Source organism: Sphingomonas zeicaulis (assembly GCF_050433225.1).
In the GTDB taxonomy this organism is placed as follows: Bacteria; Pseudomonadota; Alphaproteobacteria; order Sphingomonadales; family Sphingomonadaceae; genus Sphingomonas_D; species Sphingomonas_D zeicaulis.
In genome coordinates, this window is sequence record NZ_JBNPXQ010000002.1 from 94,218 (window position 1) to 112,985 (window position 18,768).

General features: G+C 66.4%; 20 protein-coding genes. 11 read left to right on the forward strand and 9 right to left on the reverse strand.

From position 1 onward, the window contains the following. Positions 1–32 precede the first annotated feature (32 nt). The 3 genes from FHS96_RS09565 (at position 33) to FHS96_RS09575 (ending at position 3,326) form a co-directional block, all read left to right on the forward strand. On the forward strand, positions 33–719 hold the full coding sequence (locus tag FHS96_RS09565; protein WP_429589987.1) for a prolyl hydroxylase family protein: 687 nt from the start codon (positions 33–35) through the stop codon (positions 717–719). 168 nt (positions 720–887) lie between these two features. Further along, positions 888–1,400, forward strand: coding sequence for an RcnB family protein (locus tag FHS96_RS09570; protein ID WP_429589990.1), 513 nt, complete (start codon positions 888–890; stop codon positions 1,398–1,400). Positions 1,401–1,493: 93 nt separating this feature from the next. Next, positions 1,494–3,326, forward strand: coding sequence for a DUF885 domain-containing protein (locus FHS96_RS09575; protein ID WP_429589993.1), 1,833 nt, complete (start codon positions 1,494–1,496; stop codon positions 3,324–3,326). A gap of 114 nt (positions 3,327–3,440) precedes the next feature. Here FHS96_RS09575 and FHS96_RS09580 read toward each other — a convergent pair whose 3' ends face one another. Beyond that, positions 3,441–3,812 carry an EF-hand domain-containing protein gene (locus FHS96_RS09580; protein WP_429589995.1) on the reverse strand — a complete coding sequence of 124 codons (372 nt, stop codon included), beginning with the start codon at positions 3,810–3,812 and terminating at the stop codon, positions 3,441–3,443. A 187-nt stretch (positions 3,813–3,999) separates the two neighbouring features. On the opposite strand from FHS96_RS09580, the gene FHS96_RS09585 reads away from it, so the two are divergent. The 3 genes from FHS96_RS09585 to FHS96_RS09595 are packed head-to-tail and all read left to right on the forward strand — an operon-like array spanning position 4,000 to position 6,476. Then, the gene (locus FHS96_RS09585) at positions 4,000–4,431 is read left to right on the forward strand and encodes a hypothetical protein (protein ID WP_429589998.1); all 432 of its coding nucleotides are present in this window, start codon (positions 4,000–4,002) and stop codon (positions 4,429–4,431) included. A 54-nt stretch (positions 4,432–4,485) separates the two neighbouring features. Beyond that, positions 4,486–5,160 (forward strand): response regulator, encoded by a 675-nt coding sequence (locus FHS96_RS09590; protein ID WP_429590001.1) that lies wholly within the window; start codon positions 4,486–4,488, stop codon positions 5,158–5,160. Beyond that, positions 5,157–6,476: a sensor histidine kinase gene (locus FHS96_RS09595; RefSeq protein WP_429590004.1), complete on the forward strand. Its 1,320-nt coding sequence runs from the start codon at positions 5,157–5,159 to the stop codon at positions 6,474–6,476. The genes FHS96_RS09590 and FHS96_RS09595 overlap by 4 nt, the downstream gene beginning before the upstream one ends. A gap of 295 nt (positions 6,477–6,771) precedes the next feature. Here the strand turns inward: FHS96_RS09595 and FHS96_RS09600 are convergent, their stop codons facing one another. After that, entirely contained in the window at positions 6,772–8,385 is a 1,614-nt protein-coding gene (locus FHS96_RS09600; RefSeq protein ID WP_429590007.1) for a lysine--tRNA ligase, read from the reverse strand. A gap of 113 nt (positions 8,386–8,498) precedes the next feature. On the opposite strand from FHS96_RS09600, the gene FHS96_RS09605 reads away from it, so the two are divergent. Both FHS96_RS09605 and FHS96_RS09610 read left to right on the forward strand, forming a co-directional pair. Continuing rightward, positions 8,499–11,216, forward strand: a complete 2,718-nt coding sequence (locus FHS96_RS09605; protein ID WP_429590010.1) for an ATP-dependent DNA helicase — start codon at positions 8,499–8,501, stop codon at positions 11,214–11,216. Beyond that, the gene (locus FHS96_RS09610) at positions 11,216–11,758 is read left to right on the forward strand and encodes a SixA phosphatase family protein (RefSeq protein WP_429590012.1); all 543 of its coding nucleotides are present in this window, start codon (positions 11,216–11,218) and stop codon (positions 11,756–11,758) included. The genes FHS96_RS09605 and FHS96_RS09610 overlap by 1 nt, the downstream gene beginning before the upstream one ends. On the opposite strand, the gene FHS96_RS09615 is transcribed toward FHS96_RS09610, so the two are convergent. The 5 genes from FHS96_RS09615 to rpmF all read right to left on the reverse strand — a co-directional run bounded on the left by FHS96_RS09615 (position 11,749) and on the right by rpmF (position 14,982). Next, positions 11,749–12,171, reverse strand: a complete 423-nt coding sequence (locus tag FHS96_RS09615) for a MerR family transcriptional regulator (protein WP_429590015.1) — start codon at positions 12,169–12,171, stop codon at positions 11,749–11,751. The genes FHS96_RS09610 and FHS96_RS09615 overlap by 10 nt on opposite strands. Positions 12,172–12,179: 8 nt before the next feature. Beyond that, positions 12,180–12,476: an integration host factor subunit alpha gene (locus tag FHS96_RS09620; protein ID WP_429590018.1), complete on the reverse strand. Its 297-nt coding sequence runs from the start codon at positions 12,474–12,476 to the stop codon at positions 12,180–12,182. A 282-nt stretch (positions 12,477–12,758) separates the two neighbouring features. Next, on the reverse strand, positions 12,759–13,724 hold the full coding sequence (locus FHS96_RS09625) for a beta-ketoacyl-ACP synthase III (RefSeq protein WP_429590021.1): 966 nt from the start codon (positions 13,722–13,724) through the stop codon (positions 12,759–12,761). Further along, positions 13,721–14,770: a phosphate acyltransferase PlsX gene (gene plsX, locus FHS96_RS09630; RefSeq protein ID WP_429590024.1), complete on the reverse strand. Its 1,050-nt coding sequence runs from the start codon at positions 14,768–14,770 to the stop codon at positions 13,721–13,723. Before plsX ends, FHS96_RS09625 begins: the two co-directional genes overlap by 4 nt. Positions 14,771–14,802: 32 nt before the next feature. Continuing rightward, a complete protein-coding gene (gene rpmF, locus FHS96_RS09635; RefSeq protein ID WP_429590027.1) occupies positions 14,803–14,982 on the reverse strand; it encodes a 50S ribosomal protein L32 in 180 nt (59 codons plus the stop codon). A gap of 204 nt (positions 14,983–15,186) precedes the next feature. Here rpmF and FHS96_RS09640 point away from each other — a divergent pair, with 204 nt between their 5' ends. After that, positions 15,187–15,624 carry an MAPEG family protein gene (locus FHS96_RS09640; protein ID WP_429590030.1) on the forward strand — a complete coding sequence of 146 codons (438 nt, stop codon included), beginning with the start codon at positions 15,187–15,189 and terminating at the stop codon, positions 15,622–15,624. 24 nt (positions 15,625–15,648) lie between these two features. Here FHS96_RS09640 and FHS96_RS09645 read toward each other — a convergent pair whose 3' ends face one another. Further along, on the reverse strand, positions 15,649–16,161 hold the full coding sequence (locus FHS96_RS09645) for a MarR family winged helix-turn-helix transcriptional regulator (RefSeq protein WP_429590032.1): 513 nt from the start codon (positions 16,159–16,161) through the stop codon (positions 15,649–15,651). After that, positions 16,158–17,078 carry a LysR family transcriptional regulator gene (locus tag FHS96_RS09650; protein WP_429590035.1) on the reverse strand — a complete coding sequence of 307 codons (921 nt, stop codon included), beginning with the start codon at positions 17,076–17,078 and terminating at the stop codon, positions 16,158–16,160. Before FHS96_RS09650 ends, FHS96_RS09645 begins: the two co-directional genes overlap by 4 nt. Before the next feature lie 116 nt (positions 17,079–17,194). Between FHS96_RS09650 and FHS96_RS09655 the strand changes: the two genes are divergently transcribed. Together FHS96_RS09655 and wrbA are read left to right on the forward strand one after the other, a co-directional pair. After that, entirely contained in the window at positions 17,195–17,893 is a 699-nt protein-coding gene (locus tag FHS96_RS09655; protein WP_429590038.1) for a pirin family protein, read from the forward strand. A gap of 136 nt (positions 17,894–18,029) precedes the next feature. After that, positions 18,030–18,629, forward strand: coding sequence for an NAD(P)H:quinone oxidoreductase (gene wrbA / locus FHS96_RS09660; protein WP_429590041.1), 600 nt, complete (start codon positions 18,030–18,032; stop codon positions 18,627–18,629). Positions 18,630–18,768: the final 139 nt, after the last annotated feature.

An 18,768-nucleotide genomic window follows, 5' to 3' on the forward strand; every position in this document is an offset into this window, starting at 1 on the left:
CGCAGGCGCGGCCCAATCCACACAAAGTGGCGATGAGCCATGACCTCACTCCCGGCCGCCCATCGCAGCGCCTGGCCGATATCGGACGCATCGTCGCCACCCGACTCGACGCCTTACCCGGCGTGTTCAAGGCAGATTCGCCGCACATCGAACTTTATTATGCCGAGCAATGGCTGACCGAAGAGGAATGCGCGCAGCTCGTAGCGATGATCGAGGCCGATCGCGTGCCGTCCGAGCTGATGGGCGATCCCGGCGATCCAGAATTCCGTAACAGCGAGAGCTGCAACTTGGATCGCTGGAACCCGCTGGTCCACGCGATCGACACGCGTATTTCCGACATGTTCGGCCTGCCGCACGAAAATGGCGAGACGGTGCAGGGCCAGCGTTACGCACCCGGCCAACAGTTCAAGGTCCACAGCGATTACCTGCATCCCGACCTACCCGGCTATTCCGATGCCCAGTGGGCGGGTGGCCAACGCAGCTGGACCGCGATGATCTATCTCAACGCGCCCGAGGGGGGCGGCGAGACCGATTTCCCCTATGCCGGGCTGCGCGTGCAGCCGCGCGCGGGGATGCTGCTGGCCTGGAATAACATGAACCCCGATGGCGGCTACAACCCGATGACGCACCACCAGGGCATGACGGTGACGGCCGGTGTGAAATACATCATCACGAAATGGTTCCGCGAAGAACGCTGGTTGCCGGAATATAAGCGCTGAACCGAGGTTACCGACGTAGGAGCATCGTCGCTCCGCGACATCTTGCGACAATTATGACTGGCTCCTTTCTGCCGCATTCCCGACCGGTTCAGATCGAATCGGGCAGATGGGAACTGTGGACGCGAGGGCGGTGTTTTGCCCCGCACCCGTAAGGAGGAGTAAGTTCCGATGCGTAAGATGATCATCATGGCTTTGATGGCGGCGACGGCGGCGACCGGAATGCCCGCGGTGGCGAGCGCGCAGTCGGCGGGGGAAGTCCGGCGCAGCGCACGCGATCTGCGACAGGAGCAGCGCGATCTTCGCGACGCCTATCGCAGTGGCGACCGTCGCGAAATCCGCGAGCAGCGCCGCGACGTCCGCGAGGCCGCACGCGACTATCATGAAGACCGCCGCGACTATCGCAACGCCCGCCGCGACGACTGGCGCGCCTATCGCGAGCGCAACCGTGCCGTCTATTCGCGTGGTCGCTGGAATGCGCCGTTCCGCTACCAGCAGTTCCGCACAGGCGTCGTGCTGCGGCCGAACTATTATTCGTCGCGCTATTACATCAACGATCCCTACCGCTATCGCCTGCCGGCCGCCGGCCGCAACACGCGGTGGATCCGCCACTATGACGACGTGCTGCTGGTCAACATCCGCAACGGCCGCGTCCTCGATGTGATCCGCGGCTTCTATTGGTGATGCGATAGAATATCCGCGATCCTGCCGCCCCCGGAGTTCTCCCTGCTTCGGGGGCGGCTTGCTGTTGGTGCGACGAACCGGTAGCGGTGGACGATGCTTCGCCTGCCGGCCGCCGCGCCGCTGATTCTTGCCCTTGCCACCTGCCTTGCCGCCACAGGCGCGCATGGACCCGCGGCCGTCGCTGCCGTTCGCCCGGATCCGTCAGCCGAACTGAGCGCCTTGTTCGACCGCAGCGATGCGGATTATCTCCGCCGCAACCCGATCGCAGCTTTGTATCGCGGGGTGACCAGTCGCGCCGACCGGCTGGGCGACAGCATGAGCGATGCCTATTTCGCGGGTGAGGCCGCCGCAGTGCGGCATGATCTGGCGGCGCTTGCCGCGATCGACCGCAGCGCGCTCTCCCCCGCCGACCGCATCGCCTATGACAGTTTCAAATGGCAGGCGGAAACGACGCTGAAAGGCTATGAGCCGGCGCTGCTGCGCCTGCAGGCGCTGCGCCCGATCGATCATTTCACCGGTATCCAGACCTGGTATCCCGACATCGCCTCCGGCGCCTCCCCCGCGCCGTTCGAAACGATGGCGGACTATCGCGACAATCTGGCGCGCAACCGCGATTTCGGCCGGCAGATCGACCGCACCATCCGTCGGCTGCGCGAGGGGATGGCAGCGGGGATCGTCCAGCCTCGGCTCATCGTCGACAAGGTGCTGGGCCAGCTCGACACGCAGCTTGCCCAGCCGGTGGAACAATCCCCCTTCTACCAGCCTGCGGCGCGGCCGCCCGCCGACTTCAAGCCGGCCGACGTCCTGCTCGTCCGCCGCCAGCTTGCCACATCGATCCGCAACGACGTCTACCCAGCCTATCGCCGGCTGGCGCAGTTCCTGCGCACCACCTACCGCCCCGCCGCGCGCACCCAGGTGGGGCTTTCGGCGATGCCCGAAGGCACGCAGCTCTATAGCTGGCTGATCGAGGCGAATACGACGCTGCCGATGACCGCCGACGAGATCCACACGCTGGGGCTCGCCGAGGTCGCGCGGATCCGGCGGCAGATGGATGCGATCCGGCGGCAGGTGAAGTTCAAGGGCAATCTGGCCGCCTTCTTCGATCACCTGCGCACCAGCCCGCGCTTCCAGCCGCGCTCCGCCGACTGGATCCGGGAGCGTTACGAGGAAATCGGTCGCAAGGTCGACGCGAAGGTGCGCGAGCAATTCTCATCAATCCCGCGCACGCGGCTGTCGGTCCAGCCGGTGCCGGCCTATCGGGAGCAGAGCGACGCCGGCGGATCCTATGCGCAAGGGTCGATCGACGGCAGCCGGCCCGGCACCTTCTATTACAACACCTACGACCTGCCATCCCGCTTCACCTGGGGGATGGAGACGTTGTACCTGCACGAGGCGATCCCGGGGCATCATTTCCAGATCAGCATCGCGCAGGAAAATCCGCGGCTGCCCAACTTCCAGCGCTTCGGCGGCAACACGGCCTATGTCGAGGGTTGGGCGCTCTATGCCGAAACGCTGTGGCCTGAACTGGGGATGGAGACCGACCCCTATCAGCGCTTTGGCGGGCTGAACGACGAGATGCTGCGCGCGATGCGGCTTGTCGTGGATACCGGCATTCATGCGAAGGGCTGGACCCGCGACCAGGCGATCACCTACATGCTCGCCAATTCGGGCATGGGCCGCACCGATGCGACGATCGAGGTCGACCGCTATATCGCCATCCCCGGCCAGGCGCTGGCCTACAAGATCGGCCAGATGACGATTTTGCGGCTGAAGGCGAAGGCGAAGGCGGAACTTGGCGGGCGTTTCGACGTACGCGCCTTCCATGCGCAGATCCTGGGCAGCGGCGCGCTGCCGATGCAGGTGCTGGAGCACAAGATCGACGACTGGATTGCAGCGCAACGCGGCGGCATGCCGGCTTCGGGATGAAGTGCGCGCCTCTTCGGCATTGGCCGGTGCGGCCCCATTCGGTGATGGGCGGCACGCACTGGCCAAGCCGCGGTCAGCCGGGTTGGGGGAGGGGCGGCTGACGGCGGAAGCGGGTTATCGTGCGGCTTCGATGGCCTGCGCCTTGACCAGCGCATCCTGCAGTTCGGCCTTGGACAGGCCACCATCGCTGTCGGCATCGAGCCCTTCGAACGCTCCGGCGATCACCGGGACCATGGCAGCCTCCGCCTTGCTGACCTGGCCGCTCCCGTCCTTGTCCATTGTGGCGAAGGCGGTTTCCATTGCCGCGGTCTGCCGCGCGAAACGGGCCTGCACATAGGCTCGGTATTCGGCGCGATCGACATGATCATCCTTGTTTGCGTCCATCGCCGCGAACGCGGTGTCGCTGTCGAGCGGCGGCGATGGGGTCTGCGCCGCGGCAGCGATGGGAATCGCAAGCGCGCTCGCCGCACTGATGGTTATCTTCATCGAACATCCTTCTCGCTCTGGCCGCCCTGCACGGCGCTGGGTTCGCGCTGAATCGGTCACGAACATTGCGGCAGCCTGACGCCGGCCCGGATCGGCCCGGACCGGCGCGACGCCATGTTGAGGCAATGTCCACATGGTCCCTTGGCGGGGCATCCAGGGTGCGGATGCGCTGTAAGGAGTATGAAGCATGGCTTCGCGAACAGGCTGGTGGATGTTGATCGTGGCTGCGACGGCACTTGCGCTTCCGGTCGGCCCCGTCACCACCCCGGCTTATGCGCAGGGCTGGGACAAATCCTCGTCATGCCGGCGCCTCGACGGCCGCGACCGCGAACGCTGCGAGCGCGACCGGGACCGTTGGGACCCTGACCGGAATCGGCGCGAACGCGAACGCGAGCGGCGCAAGGATGCAAAGACCGACGGTATCGTCGCGGGCGTCGTCGGCACCGCGATCACCGGCGGGATCATCGCTGCGGCGGCCAGTAAGAAGAACAAGGATAAAGGCCGGGACGGGGACGGAGGGCGTGACCGTCGCGTCTATTGCGAGGATCGCTATGGAAATTACGACGGACGATCCGACAGCTATCGTGCTGCGGACGGACGCTGGTATCGGTGCGAATGACCGGCTGCATCGCCACGCGATGGCGCCGCCGCAGCAGGAAAGCAGGGACAGTTGATGCGCATTCTGCTCGTCGAGGATGAGGCCGAGCTGGCAGCGACGATCCGCGGCCTGCTCGAACAGGAACAATGCGTCGTCGACTGGGCCGACCGCCTCTCGATTGCCGAGGAAGCGGCCTCGTTCGGCGTGCATGATCTTGTCGTCCTCGATCGCACGCTGCCCGATGGAGACGGGCTTTCGCTGATCCCCCCGCTGCGACGGCGCAATCCCGGCGTGCCGATCATCATACTCAGCGCGCGCAGCGAATTGTCAGACCGCGTCGCCGGGCTCGACGAGGGCGCCGACGACTATCTCGCCAAGCCTTTCGCATTCGAGGAATTGCTGGCGCGCATCCGCGCGTTGCGCCGCCGGCCGAACGAACTGACGCCGGACGAGGTCCGCGTCGGTCGCCTGAAATTCGACCTCGCGTTCGACGAGGCGTCGGTGGACAGCCGGCGGCTCGACCTCCCGCGGCGGGAAATGCGTGTTCTCGCGACCTTATTGCGTCGCCGCGGGCGGACCGTGCTGCGCGAATCGCTCGAGCAGGCAGTCTACGGCTTCGACGACGAGGTGCAGTCGAACACGCTGGACTCCCATATCTCGCGCCTCCGTCGCAAACTCGCCGAAGCCGACGCCGAGGTCGAGATCCACGCGATCCGGGGCGTCGGTTATCTGTTGAGAGCCCGCGCATGAGCCGGCGGCAACCATCGCTGAAGCGGCCGCTGATCATCAAGCCGCTGCTGTTCCAGCTCGTCATCTCGCTGATCACCTTCACCATCTTCATGGCGCTGTTGCTGCGGATCGACGCGGGCGGCCATTATGTCGACGAGGAGATGACGACAGTGGTGGCCGAGGCTATCGCCCGCCGCGACGATGGCAGCCTGACCGTCCGCATGACGCCCGAACTCGAGAAATTGCGTCGCGCCGCGCCCGATCTCTGGTTTCTCGCGCGGGACGATCAGGGCCGCCTCATTTCCTTCGGCAATGTGCCGAGCCAATATAAGGCATCGAGCGCGATCCTCGCCGATATTTCCTACGCGCATCTGCGCGATGGCTCCGCCCCCTATGACCTGTCGGCGGTGATCCGGCGGGAGAAGGGCCCGGCGGGTACGCTGACGATTATCGGCCATGGCAAGATCACCACCATCACGCTGACGGTGGCGTTGTTCTCCAATCTCGTCGTCGTTCCGATCTTTCTCGTTCTGGCGCTGGTGACAATCGTAACCACGCCGCTGATCGTGAACCGGGCGCTTGCCGGTGTGAACCGGATCGCCAGGGAAGCGGAGGGCATCGATGCCAACAGCCGCGGCACCCGCCTTTCGGAGAAGGAAGTGCCGCGCGAGATCGAACCGCTCGTCCGCGCGGTGAATGACGCGCTCAGCCGGCTCGACAAGGATTATCACCGCCAACGCCGCTTCATCGCTTCCGCCGCACACGAACTGCGCACCCCGATCGCGCTGCTGCAGGTGAAGATCGAGGCCGCCGGCACGGCGACCAGAAGGCAATTGGCAGCAACGGTCGCGCGGCTCGCCAATCTTACCGAGCAGTTGCTTGACCTCCATCGCCTCGATCAGAACCCGCCGGAGGACGTGATCGACCTTGCCGCCTTCGCCCGGCGAACCGCAGCCGATCTTGCGCCGCTGCTGATCGCGGCGGGCAAATCGATCGAAGTGCAGGTCGATCATGCGTTACCGATCATGGGCAATGTCGGGGCGATCGAGCGCGTGCTGACCAATCTCGTGCAGAATGCCGTCGAACATGGCGGCAATCGCGTCATCGTTCGTGTTCAGGATGCGTCCTTCGAGGTCGAGGATGATGGCCCCGGCATTCCGCCCGAGGAACGGGACAATGTGTTCGACGAATTCTATCGCCTGCGGCCGCGATCGACGGGAACCGGGCTCGGCCTGAGTCTCGTTCGACAGGTGGTGGAGCATCATCGTGGCAGCGTGATCATTCTCGATGCGCCGGAGGGCGGCACGATCGTGCGGGTCAGCTTTCCGCCGCGCTGAAACACTCTCCGCCGGCGCATGGTCCCTGCAATCCGGCATGCGATAATCGATGCGCTTGAATGTGGGAGATGATGACGGAAGCGGCGCTGACCATCACAATCGGGGACCGGCCGCCCGGTGGGGCCGCGCCGGCGAGTGCGCTCCGGCGCGGCCGACACCGAAACCGTCGGCGTCGGTCCGAAAGGGGCAGGACCGAAGAGCAGAACCTCCAGGTCCGGCGAAAGGTTTCGCTCTGACGCGTCGGTTCGCCGACGCCACATGACCGTTCATCGAACGTCGCCTGAGATCGGTCAGTTCAGGCCCTAGGCGCTTCAGCCGGCATCGTCAGAGCCTTGGCGATCAGCCCGCGCGAATTGTCCACGCCATAGAGCGCGATAAAGCTGCCCATCCGCGGCCCTTGGCTGGAGCCGAGCAGGGTTTCGTAGAGCGCCTTGAACCAGTCGCGCAGCGCCTCCTTGCCGAAATGCGCCTTGCCGATCTCATAAACCTCGTTCTGGATGTCCTCGGCGCTCGCATCGGGCCCAAGCTTCTCCAGCGCCGCGTCGAGATCCTTGAGCGCCGCCGCCTCGCGTTCGTCTGGCGCGCGGCGCTTGAGCGTCGGCGCGACGAAATCGCGGGTGTAGGCGAGCGCATAGCCGGCCAGCCGGTCGAGCTCCGGATAATTTTCCGGAGTCGCATCGGGCACGTAGTTTGAAAGATAGGACCAGATCTGCTCGCGGCTGGCATCGCCGAGCACGCCGGCGAGGTTGAGCAGCAGGCCGAAGGTCACCGGCAGCGCCTCGGTCGGCACCGCGCCATCATGGATGTGGTGGAGCGGGTTGCCGAGCTGCTGTTCGATCGGCTGGCCGGGATAGGTGCCGCGGAACTGCCAATAATCGTCGATCGCGCGCGGGATCACGCCCATGTGCAGCGACTTGGCCTTCTTGGGCTCGCGATAGATGTAGAAGGCCAGGCTCTCCTGCGGGCCGTAGGTCAGCCATTGTTCGAGGCTGAGGCCGTTGCCCTTGGTCTTCGAGATCTTCTCGCCCTTCTCGTCGAGGAACATCTCATAGTTGAAGCCCTCGGGCGGCTTAGCGCCCAGCACCCGCGCGATCTTGCCGGACTGGACGACCGAATCGATCAGATCCTTGCCCGCCATCTCGTAATCGACGCCGAGCGCCACCCAGCGCATCGCCCAGTCGACCTTCCACTGCAGCTTGGCCTGGCCGCCGAGGATCGACTGTTCGATCGTGTCGCCATCATCGACGAAGCGGATGATGCCCTTCTCGGCATCGACCACCTCGACCGGCACCTGCAGCACGATGCCAGACTTGGGGCTGACCGGCAGCACCGGCGAATAGGTCGCCTGCCGCTCGGCGCGCAAGGTCGGCAGCATCACGCCCATGATCTTGTCATAGTTGCGCAGGACGGACTTCAGCGCCTCGTCGAACCGGCCCGAGGTGTAGCAGTCCGTCGCCGAGAGGAACTCGTAATCGAAACCGTAGCGGTCGAGGAAATCGCGCAGCATCGCATTGTTGTGGTGCGCGAAGCTTTCGAACTTGCCGAACGGATCGGGCACCTTGGTCAGCGGCTTGCCGATATATTCGGCAAGCATCTCACCATTGGGTACGTTGCCCGGCACCTTGCGGAGCCCGTCCATATCGTCGCTGAACGCGATCAGGCGGGTGGGCTGGTCGGAAAGCGCGTGGAAAGCCTGGCGCACCATCGTGGTACGCAGCACTTCGTTGAAGGTGCCGATGTGCGGCAGACCCGACGGGCCATAGCCAGTCTCGAACAGGATCGGGGCGCCGCCGGGTTTGCCGTTCGGGTAGCGCGCCAGCAATTTGCGGGCCTCCTCATAAGGCCAGGCCTTCGACGCCAGCGCCGCGGCGCGGAGTTCGGGAGAGAGGGACACGCGATCGTTTGTCATTTGTTCTCGTTCACCTATAGCTTGGTTCAGATAGCGGCGAGCGAGGCGATGCCAAGAGGGTTTTCAGCGTTTGAGCGGCCGAAACGGCCCATCCGGCGGGCAAAAGCGCGCCCATGACGCTGCCTTGGGCCGCATTGCACGCCAGCCATGGCGGCATCTGGATCGCCACGTCGGAGGGCGACACCCGGCGCATTGGCCGCGGCGAGGCGATCGCGCGCGCCGCCGAGACGCCAATGATCCTGCTCAACGCACCGCTCATCGGGCAGCGGCTGGGCTATCCCGACCTGTCTGGGCTCGACCTGCTGGAGCTGTTCGCCTTCGTGTATCCGGCGCGGTTCGCGGTGCCGACGCCGCGCGGCTTGGCGCGCGCGCTGGGGGTGGAGCCGCCGGCCAGCGATGCCGATGCCGCCGCGACCTTGATCGCGATCACGCAAGCCCTGTTCGCGCAGGTCGAGCGCAAGGACTGGCCGGAGCGCGAGGGCGCCTGGACATCCGCGCAGACACTGGGTCGGCTGCGCTGGCCATGGGCGGCTGCGCTTGCCCCGCGCATCCCACGCCCGAAAGATGCCGAACGCTGGCTGTTCTCGCGCCTGCCCGAATGGGAGGAGGGCGCCCCCCGCGCGCAGCCGCGCACTGTGGCGGTCGAGCCGGAGGATGCCGCAACACGGCTGGCTCTGCTGACCGGCGCCGGCGCCGAGCAACGATCCGGCCAACAGGACTTCGCCCGCGCCGCCACCACCGCCTTTGCGCCCCGACAGACCCGTGACGCCCCCAATATGCTGCTTGCCGAGGCGGGAACGGGCATCGGCAAGACATTGGGCTATCTCGCCCCCGCGTCGCTGTGGGCGGAGCGGGCGGATGGCCCGGTGTGGATCTCGACCTACACCAAGGCGCTGCAGCGCCAGCTCGACCGCGAGCTGGTGCGGCTGTTCCCCGACCCGGCTGTGCGCAAGCGGCGCGCGGTGGTGCGCAAGGGACGCGAGAATTATCTCTGCCTGCTCAATCTGGAGGATGCGCTGCAGGGCGGTTTCCAAGGGCGTGCGGCGATCCTCGCGCACCTCGTCGCGCGCTGGGCCGCCTTCACCCGCGATGGCGACATGGTGGGCGGCGACCTGCCAGGCTGGCTGCCCGCCTTGTTCCGCCGCGCGGGATCGACCGCGCTGACCGATCGCCGCGGCGAGTGCGTCTATGCCGGCTGCCCGCATTACCGGAAATGCTTCATCGAGCATGCCGCACGGGCCAGCGCGCATGCCGACATCGTCGTCGCCAACCATGCGCTGGTGATGGTCAACGCCGCGCGCGGGCGCGAGGCGGCGAACCGCCCGCAGCGCATCGTGTTCGACGAAGGGCATCATCTGTTCGACGCCGCCGATTCGATGTTTGCGACGGCGCTGTCCGGGCAGGAGGCGATCGAGCTGCGCCGCTGGGTGCTGGGGCCCGAGTCACGCGCGCGGGGGCGGCGGCGCGGGCTTGCCGCGCGCCTTTCCGACGTCGCCAGCTATGACGCCGAGGGGGCGATGGCGATCAGCGATGCCGGCCGCGCCGCGCAGGCACTGCCCGGCGATGGCTGGCTGGCGCGGATCGCCGAGGGCGCGCCCTTCGGCCCGGTCGAGGATCTGCTCGCCGCAGTACGCGGCACCGTGTTCGCGCGCGGCGACGGCGTCGATGCGGGCTATGGGCTCGAGACCGAGATGGCCGAGTTGGACGGCGCTCTGGTTTCCGCCGCCGAGCCCGCCGCCGAGGCGCTGGACGCCCTGCTGCGCCCGCTCGTGAAGCTCGGCCGGCGGCTGGAGGCGGTGATCGAGGAGGGGCCGGACTGGCTGGACGGGCAGGCGCGCGCGCGCATCGAGGGCGCTCTCGCCAGCCTGACGTGGCGGCAGGACATGGTCGGTGGCTGGCTGGCGCTGCTCTCCCGCGTCGGCGGACCCGCCGATCGCGACTTCGTCGACTGGCTGGCGGTCGACCGCTTCGAGGGGCGGGAGATGGACATCGGCATCCACCGCCGCTGGCTCGATCCGACACGGCCGGTTGCGGAACTGGTGCTCAAGCCCGCGCACGGCGTGCTGGTGACCTCGGCAACGCTCAAGGGGCCTGAGGGGTGGGACACCGCCGACGCCCGCACTGGTGCGATCCATCTGCCAACGAACGCGCAGCATTTCGAGGCGGAGAGTCCGTTCGACTATCCGGCCATGGCCGAGGTGCTGATCGTTACCGACATCAAGCGCGGCGACGTCGCGCAGCTCGCCCACGCCTATGCGAAGCTGATCGCGGCGGCGGGCGGCGGCACCCTTGGGCTGTTCACCGCGATCCGGCGACTGCGCGCAGTCCATGCCCGTATCGCCGACCGGCTCGCGCAGGACGGGCTGCCGCTTTATGCACAGCATGTCGATCCGATCGACACTGCGACATTGATCGACATCTTCCGCGACGAGACCGGATCCTCGCTGCTGGGCACCGACGCGCTGCGCGACGGCGTGGACGTGCCGGGCCATTCGCTGCGGCAGGTCATCATGGAAGGCGTGCCCTGGCCCAAGCCGACCGTGCTGCACGCCGCGCGCCGCGCCGCTGGCGGCGGCAGCGCGTTCGACGACCGGCTGATCCGCGCGCGGCTGGCGCAGGCGTTCGGCCGGCTGATCCGCCGCGCCGATGATCGCGGCACCTTCGTGCTGCTGTCGTCGGCAATGCCCTCCCGCCTGCTCTCTGCCTTCCCGCGCGGGGTGCCGATCTCACGGGTGACGCTCGACGAAGCGGCCGCCCGTGTTGCGGCGCGCCTTTCATCCGTCACGCCTTTGGGGCATGGCGTGACCGAGTCCGCTGCGGGGGAGGGGTGATGAAGACGCTGACGCTGTTGCGCCATGCCAAATCGAGCTGGGACGACAGTGTGCCGCGGGACTTCGACCGGCCGCTCAACCGCAAGGGCGAGCGTGCGGCCGCAACGATGGGCCGCCACCTGAAGGCGCAAGCCATGCAGTTCGACCATGTCGTGGCATCCCCCGCTGCGCGCTGCGTGGAAACACTCGAAAAATTCTGGGACGGCTATGGCACCACCATGTCGCCGGTTTGGGACAAGCGCATCTACCTCGCTTCATGCATGACCCTGCTCGACGTGGTGCATGATGCGCCGGCGAGCAGCGCGCGCCTGCTGATGGTGGGGCACAACCCCGGGCTGGAGGATCTGGCGCTGCTGTTGACGCCGGCGGACAGCGGCGGCCCGCTGCGCGACGTGCTGGAGGCCAAGTTCCCAACCGCGACCGTCGCCGAACTGGCATTCGACGTCGACGACTGGGGGGCGGTGAAGGCGCGCAGCGGCAGGCTGACTCGTTTCATCCGCCCGCGCGACGTGGATCCCGCGCTGGGCCCCGATCAGGACTGAGCCGGGGCCGCATCGCGGGCGAGCGCCCGTGCCAGCCGGTCACGAATGCCGATCAAGGCGGGGCGAAGATCCGCCGCCTCCTCCGGCGCAGGCATCGCCGCCCGCGCATCGACGACGCGCTCGGGGAGCCCAGCGTGTTCGGGCGGCTCGGGGTGGGCCGGCGTCGACCGGCCGGCGAGCAATTTCTGCACGCCGCGGATCGTATAGCCTTCCTGCTGCAGCAAGGCGTGTATCCGACGGACGAGCGCGACGTCGGTCGGCCGGTAATAGCGGCGGCGCCCCGAACGCTGCAGCGGGCGGAGCTGCGGGAAACGCGTTTCCCAATAGCGCAGCACATGCTGCGGTACGCCCAGTTCGGCGGAAAGTTCGCCGATCGTGCGAAATGCCGCCTCTGTCTTGCCCGTCACCGCCATGCCCGCGATCAGCCCGTCTCGACGATCCGGTCGCGCATCATCTGACTGGCACGGAAGGTGAGCACCCGCCGCGGCGCGATCGGCACCTCGACACCGGTCTTGGGATTGCGGCCGATCCGTTCGCCCTTGTCGCGCAGCAGGAAGCTGCCGAACCCGGAGATCTTCACGTTCTGGCCGCTCGCCAGCGCGGTGATCATGTGTGAGAGAATCTGCTCGACGATCGCTGAGGACTCAGTCCTCGAAAGACCCACCTCACGGTGAAGCGCTTCAGCGAGATCGGCACGCGTCAAAGTTCCCGCGACCATTCAGCCCCCCAATCAGGACTCAGTAACAAAACGACATATTATAGGGTCGCGCAGCCGCGTCAAATGCTTGGGTGAAAGCCATTTCCCGACCAGACAATCACGGTTTCGATCAGAAACCGGACTGAACAGATCTTGCCTGGCGCTGGCCTTCATGCTGGCCTTTTGCCTGACTTGTACCGATCAGTAACAACATTGGATTGTGCAGGCGCAATACAGCCGGATTCATGAAATTTCTGGTATGAGTTCATAGCATGAATGAGCGCGTTACCAGCGCGCAAGGCGTCAGTAGCGCAGAACCGACGCGCCCCAGGTGAAGCCACCGCCCATCGCCTCCAGCACGACCAGGTGTCCGCGCTGGATCCGGCCATCACGCACAGCGGCATCGAATGCGAGCGGTACCGAGGCCGCGGACGTGTTGGCATGGTCGGCCACCGTCATCACCACTTTTTCGGCGGGCAGCCCCAGTTTCTCGGCGGTTGCAACGAGAATGCGCGCATTGGCCTGGTGCGGCACGAGCCAGTCGACTTCTTCGGCGGCGATACCGGCGATCTCGAGCACCTCGGTCATCACCGCCGCCAGATTCTTGACCGCGTGGATGAATACCTTGGGGCCCTGCATGCGCAGCTTGCCGACGGTGCCGGTGGTGGAAGGACCACCATCGACATAGAGCAGGCCGTTGTGGCGGCCATCGGCGTGTAGCCGGGTCGCGATGATGCCCTGCTCACCGGGTTCATCCCGCCCCTCGAGCACCATCGCGCCGGCGCCGTCGCCGAACAGCACGCAGGTACCGCGATCTTCCCAGTCAAGGATGCGGCTGAAGGTTTCTGCGCCGATCACCAGCGCGCGTCGCGCCGATCCGGCGCGGATCATGCTTTCGACCACAGACAGCGCGTAGAGGAAGCCCGAGCAGACCGCCTGCACGTCGAACGCGACGCAATCATTGATGCCGAGCGCGGCCTGCACCTTGGTGGCGGAAGCGGGGAAGGTCTGGTCCGGCGTTGCGGTCGCGAGCACGATCAGGTCGATATCGGTGGGTTCGATACCGGCCGCCTCGATCGCGCGGCGGGCAGCATCGGTCGCGAGCGTGGCCGTGGTCTCGCCCTCACCGGCAACATGGCGGTTGCGGATGCCGGTCCGCTCGACGATCCATTCGTCGGACGTGTCGACGATCTGGGCGACCTCGTCGTTCGACATGCGCCGGGCAGGAAGCGCCGACCCCGTACCCAGAACCACCGCGCGTCGCGTCATGCCGTCAATGCCTCTGGGCCTTTGTGCGTATCGAAATTGGCCAGATCCTCTTTGATCCGGCGGGTGAGATCGTCGCGCACCAGTCGTGCGGCAAGCCTGATCGCGTTGGCGACGCCATTGGCGTTGGCGCTGCCATGGCTCTTCACCACCAATCCATTGAGGCCGAGGAAGATGGCGCCATTGTGATTGTTCGGATCGAGATGGTGGCGCAGCAACTCGGTGGCGGGACGCGAGATCAGGAAGCCGATCTTCGAGCGCAGCGAACTGGTGAAGGCGCGACGCAGCAGATCCGCCACGAAGCGCGCGGTGCCCTCGATCGTCTTGAGCGCAACATTGCCCGAGAAGCCGTCGCACACGATCACATCGACCTCGCCGCGCGACATGCGATCGCCTTCGATGAAGCCGGTGAACTGCAACGGCAGATAATCCGCCTGCCGCAGCATCGCTGCAGCATCGCGGACCTCGTCGGTGCCCTTGAGCTCCTCGGTGCCGATATTGAGCAACGCGACACGCGGCTGTTCGAGTTCGAGCGCCGAGCGCGCATAAGCGGCCCCCATCACAGCGAACTGGATGAGGTTGCGCGCATCGCACTCGGTATTGGCACCGAGATCGAGCATCACGACGTCGTTATTGCCGAGGGTCGGCAACAGCGCGGCGAGCGCCGGGCGGTCGATGCCCTTGATCATGCGGAGCGCGAGCTTGGCCATCGCCATGAGCGCACCGGTGTTGCCGGCCGAAACCGCGGCACCCGCGCGACCGGTCTTCACCGCGTCGATGGCAAGACCCATCGACGTCGTCTTGGCGCGACGAATCGCCTGGCTCGGCTTATCCTCACCAGTGATTCGATCGGGTGCGTGGAGGATTTCGGACGCGGCGGCGAGATCGGTACGACGCGCGAGAGCTTCGCGAATCGCCGTTTCGTCGCCGACGAGCAGGAAGCGAAGCGCGCGATCCTGCCGCAAAGCGACTTCGGCACCGGCCAGCATCACGGCCAGCCCGGTATCGCCGCCCATCGCGTCGATTGCGATCCGCGGCGAATCAACCACCAGCGATCACTCCACCACGGACTGCGAGCGGCTCAGCCCTCGACCGAAACGACTTCGCGGCCGTTATAATGCCCGCATGCGTTGCACAGATTGTGCGGACGCTTCAGTTCGCCACAGTTCGGGCATTCCTGAAACGCCTCGACCGTCAGCGCATCATGGCTGCGGCGCATGTTGCGCTTGGAGGGCGAGGTTTTTCTCTTCGGGACCGCCATTTCGGCACCTTATCCATCTTAAACAGGGCAAATATCCAGCGACGACGCCTTTACGCCATGGAATACAGCGGCAGGAATAGGGCCGCAGGCCGTGGCGGCCGGACTCGTCGCGAGCGAGTGAGCGCCTATAGCGATTTCACGCCGCGTTGCAAGCTTTGGACGGACATGGCAGGCAGTTCTCCTCGGCCGCCCAAGGGGAATGCAATGATCCTTCCGATCAGCCTGACGATCGCCGGCGCCGCCGGCCTGCTGACCATCTGGCTGGCAATGCGGGTCAGCATGGTCCGCCGCGCACGCAAGATTTCGGTAGGAGACGGCGGCGATCCGCTGCTGCTGGGGCGGATTCGCGCCCACGCCAATTTCATCGAGAACACACCGCTGGTGCTGATCCTGCTGGCATTGGTCGAGTTCGCGCGCGGCACCAATATCTGGCTGTGGCTTGTCGGCGCCTTCTACATCCTCGGCCGAATCGCCCACGCCTATGGCATGGATGCCGACCGCCCTCAGATGACGCAGATGCGGCTGCGCGCGGTGGGGATGGGAGTCACGCTGGCGACGATCCTGACGATGTCGATCTACGCGATCGCCACGCCCTATCTGTCATCCGGCACGATCACGACCGAACTCGTCCCCGCTGGCTAGGCGCCCGCGACCGATTCGGCGCCCTCATCCTTCGCTCTCGTCCGCGGCGTCGGGATTCGAATCGACGCGAAGCGCATCCACCCGGTCGCGCAGGCGAGCGAGCAGCGCCTTGAGCAGCGCCACTTCACGTGGCTCCAGCACTGCGAGCACCTCTGCCTCCATGCCCAGTGCTGCGGGCACGATCCGGGCATAAAGCCGCCGCCCCGCGCGGGTCAGCGCCAGCGCGTGCGAGCGTCGATCCTCCGCGCTTGGCAGCCGCTCGATCACGCCGCGCGTGACCAGCGCCTGCGCCGCGCGACTGACGGTGACCTTGTCCATCTCCGACAGGCGGCAGAGATCGCGCTGGGTGGCGCTGCCATGTTCGCCGAGCAGCGCCATCAGCCGCCATTCGGGAATCTTGAGCCCGAACATCGCCTCATAGCTATCCGCGATTGTGCGGCTGACCGCGTTGGAGGTGACCGAGAGTTGATAGGGGGCGAAGTCGGCAAGCCGCAGCAGCGGCGATTCGGGTTCGGAGGCGGATGCGGGCTTGCTCATGCCGCCCCCGTCGCACCGGCGCGGCGCGCGGACCAGCCGCCAAGCTGCGCCACCAGATGATCGACCACCGCCTGCACGCGCGCCGGACGCGGCCCGCCGGGCGGGGTGAGAAGGTGGAGCGCCGAGTGTGGCCCCTGCCAGCCTGGCATCGCTTCCACCAGCACGCCGCGCGCGAGTCGGTCACCAATCATGAAATCGGGGTGCAGCGACAGGCCCAGCCCTGCCTCGAGCGCGGAATCGAACGCATCAGCGTTGTTGGCGATCAACGGCCCCTCCACACGCACCTCTTCCCCATGTCCCGCCGCGTCGGTGAAGTGCCACACCGGCGGCAGGTTCGCGTAGATCAGGCAGCGGTGCTGCGCCAGATCGGCGGGGCGGGCGGGCATGCCATGATCGACGAAATAGCGAGGCGCGCCGACGAGCAGCAGGCGCACGTCGCTCAACCGCCTTGCCACCAGGCTCGAATCGGCGAGCCGGCCGATTCGCAGAACAATATCCACACCTTCCGCGATGGGATCGATCATCCGGTCGTCGAGCCTGAGGTCGATCCTGATCAACGGATGACGCGCGAACAGCGCCGGCAACGCGGGTGCGACATGCGCGAGGCCGAAGCTCATCGGCGCGGCAAGGCGGACCAGCCCCTGCGGTATCGGCGAGGCGGCGGATGCCTCGGCCTCGGCCGCCTCGCCCTCAGCCAATATGCGCTGCGCCCGCACCACCAGCACCCGCCCGGTCTCGGTCAGCGCCAGCCGGCGCGAGGTGCGGTGGATCAGCCGCTCCCCCAGTCGACGCTCCAGCCGCGCCACCGCCTTGGAGACGGTGGCGGTCGACAACCCGGTTTGTGCCGCGGCGCCCGCGAACGACCCGGCTTCGGCCACACGCGCGAAGATCGCCCAGGCTTCGAGATCCGGCAGCATGACACCCCTCAAATATCGAAACGATGAGTTTCGATCATTTCTATTTTCTATTGACCGAGCAAGCGCCATCTTCGTCGGCAAGGCGCGAAGGCGCACTCCGCCAAGGAGACAGAAACATGATCGAACGTCGACCCTTTGCCGGCCTCGGCCATGCCGACCATGGCTGGCTCGATGCCACGCACCATTTCAGCTTCGCGGGCTATTACGAGCCCAGCCGGATGGGCTGGGGCGCGTTGCGCGTGTGGAACGACGACAGCATCGCCGCGAAGAGCGGCTTCCCGCCCCACCCGCACAGCGACATGGAAATCATCACCTATGTCCGCGAGGGTGCGATCACCCATCAGGATTCGATGGGCAATGTCGGCCGCACCGCCGCGGGCGACGTGCAGGTGATGTCCGCCGGATCTGGCGTGCGGCACGCGGAATATAATCTGGAGGACGAGACGACGACGCTGTTCCAGATCTGGATCGAACCCGCCGGTCGTGGCGGCGAGCCGAGCTGGGGCGCACGTCCCTTCCCCAAGGGCGACCGGTCAGGCCGCTTCGTCACCCTCGCCAGCGGCTATGCCAATGATGAGGATGCGCTGCCGATCCGCGCCGAGGCGCGGGTGATGGCGGCGACATTGAAGGCCGGCGAACAGGCGGTGCTCGAGGTCGATCCGAAGCGGCATCTGTATCTGGTACCGGCCAGGGGCAGCATCACCGTCAACGGCGTGCGGATCGACGGCCGGGACGGTGCCGCGATCACCGATGTCGCGACGCTGGAGATCAGGGGCATCGACGATGCCGAGGTTGTCCTGGTGGATGCGGCCTGAACCCGACCCAATCCCAGCTTCCGGGGCGCCGAATCTCCCCCTCCCCAAAGGCGCCCCTGATCGCCGCCGCCCGTCCCCCCACGGGCGGCGGCCCCCCGATCACCCCATCAACCCCGATTGAAACAGGAGACTGACGATGGCCAAGGTTCTGGTGCTCTATTATTCGACCTACGGACATATCGAGACGATGGCGAACGCCGTCGCCGAGGGCGCCCGCGCCGGCGGCGCCACGGTGGACGTGAAGCGCGTTCCCGAGACCGTGCCGGAGGAGTTCGCCCGCGCGAACTATTTCAAATATGATCAGGATGCGCCGATCGCGACCGTCGCCGATCTGGAGCAGTATGATGCGATCATCGTCGGCACCGGCACCCGCTTCGGCCGCATTTCCAGCCAGATGGCAGCGTTCCTCGACCAGGCCGGCGGCCTGTGGGCGCGCGGCGCGCTGAACGGCAAGGTCGGCGCGGCCTTCACCTCTACTGCCAGCCAGCATGGCGGGCAGGAGACCACGCTGTTCTCGATCATCACCAACCTGCTGCACTTCGGCATGACCATCGTCGGCCTCGACTATGGCTATCAGGCGCAGATGGGCGTCGACGTGGTGAAGGGCGGCGCCCCCTATGGCGCGACCACCCTCGCGGGCGGCGACGGCAGCCGCCAGCCGAGCGAGGACGAACTGGGCGGCGCCCGCTACCTCGGCAAGCGCGTCGCCGAGACCGCGGCGAAGCTGTTCGGCTGATCTGGATCAGCGCACCGGGCCGGGCGCGTGCCTGGCCCGGTGTCTATCTTGGCGGAGACCGCTTCAGCCCTAAGGCGATGAGATCGGCTTAGAGTTCGAATCTATGATGATTAGAAGTCTATGGCCTGCAAATTAGAAG